The sequence below is a fragment of the Micromonospora sp. ATA51 genome, from assembly GCF_016802855.1.
GTDB lineage: Bacteria > Actinomycetota > Actinomycetes > Mycobacteriales > Micromonosporaceae > Micromonospora > Micromonospora sicca.
In genome coordinates, this window is sequence record NZ_JAEVHJ010000628.1 from 1 (window position 1) to 1,649 (window position 1,649).

Below are 1,649 nucleotides of genomic sequence, written 5' to 3' on the forward strand. Positions count from 1 at the left end.
CCCGCTCCGTACCGGGCCTGCCCGGCGCCGCCGCGCCCGGCGGCTTCGGCACGACACCGGGCACGACACCCGGCGCGGCGACCGCCAACCCGGGCGACGGCCCGCTCATCGCCCAGATCAACGCGGTGGACGCGCTGGTCGGCCAGCTCGGCGACGACCTGCTCAAGGTCAAGGGCGAGCGGGACGAGGCGCGGGCCCAGCTCGCCCTCGCCGCCACCGAGCTCCAGCGGGCCCACGAGGCGCTCCTGCGCGCCCAGGAGAGCGCCAAGGCCGCCGCCGCCGACGCGGTCAAGGCCGCCGCCGCGCTGCCCCCCGGCGAGTTCGGCGCCGACCTGCGCGACTTCAGCACGCTCCAGCGGATCACCCGCGGTGACAAGGCCGAGGGCGCGACGACCGCGGTGGCCGGCGAGGTGGCGCGGGCGAACGCCGCCGAGCAGATCGCCCGGGAGGCGCACGCCGCCGCCGAGGCCCGCGTCCAGGACCGCAACGCCGCGTACGCGACGGCTGAGGCGGCCCTGCACCGGCAGGAAGCCACGCTGCTCAAGCTGCGCAAGGACAACGCCGCGCGGCTGATCGAGATCGAGAAGCGCGAGGACGCCGCCGAGCAGCGCATCGGCACGTCGTACGTGAACAGCCAGAGCGTGAGCGGGCTGGTCGCCGACCCGCGGGCGCTGGCCGCCGTGCGGTACGCCCTGGCCCAGCTCGGCGACCCGTACCTCTGGGCGGCCGAGGGGCCGAACCGGTTCGACTGCTCCGGCCTGATGCTCGCCGCGTACCAGTCGGCCGGCTACCGCGATCTGCCCCGGGTCTCCCGGGACCAGTACTACGCCACCCGCTCCCGCACGGTGGATCCCGCCGCCCTGCTCCCCGGCGACCTGCTCTTCTTCGCCTCGGGCAGCAGCTGGCAGAGCATCCACCACGTCGCGATGTACATCGGCGGCGGCAAGATGGTCGAGGCGCCGCGAACCGGTGACGTCGTCAAGATCTCGGTCGTCCGGTGGACCCGGCTCTACGCCGCGACCCGGGTCGTCGGCGCGGTGCCCGCCCCGGCGAGCCCGGTGCCACTGCCCACCCGGACGACCACCCCGCCGAAGCCGAGCACGACGCCGAAGCCGACCCCGACGCCCACTCGGACGGCCACCCCGAAGCCGACCCGCACCGCGACGCCGAAGCCCACGACCACGAAGCCGAGCCCCAGCACCAGCCCCTCGACCTCGCCGTCGCCCAGCACGTCCCCGTCGCCGACGCCGAGCCCGTCCACCTCGCCCAGCCCGGAGACGAGCACCGAGCCCGCCCCGACGACGAGCAGCGTCGCCCCGACCGACAGCGCCTCGGAGGCCACCTCGGGCAGCCCGAGCGCCACCAGCTGACCGTAACCGTCCACTCCGGCTGTGCTGCCGGGCCGGAATGTGGCACGGTGAGATCCAGGCACTCCCGGGCCGCCCGTCGCGGTCCGGGTGCGAGCGTGGGCGCGGAGGCGAGCATGGGCGAGCTAGAGGTTCCGGCGGGGACGGTCCATCCGGGACCCGTGCCCGGCTCCACCGATCGGCCGGCCGATCCCGCACCCGCCCGGGCGACGACCGACCCGACGGACGACGAGGGCGCGGCGGGCGCGAGCAGCGGCGCGGCCCGTGGCCGGTCGAGCGCTG

The 1,649-nt window shown here is 76.3% G+C and carries 1 protein-coding gene; it reads left to right on the forward strand.

Features of this window, described 5'->3' with window-relative positions:
* The coding region (locus JNW87_RS38485) for a C40 family peptidase (RefSeq protein ID WP_238455448.1) at nucleotides 1–1,370 on the forward strand (1,370 nt) is incomplete at its 5' end.
* Between the last annotated feature and the right edge of the window lie 279 nt (nucleotides 1,371–1,649).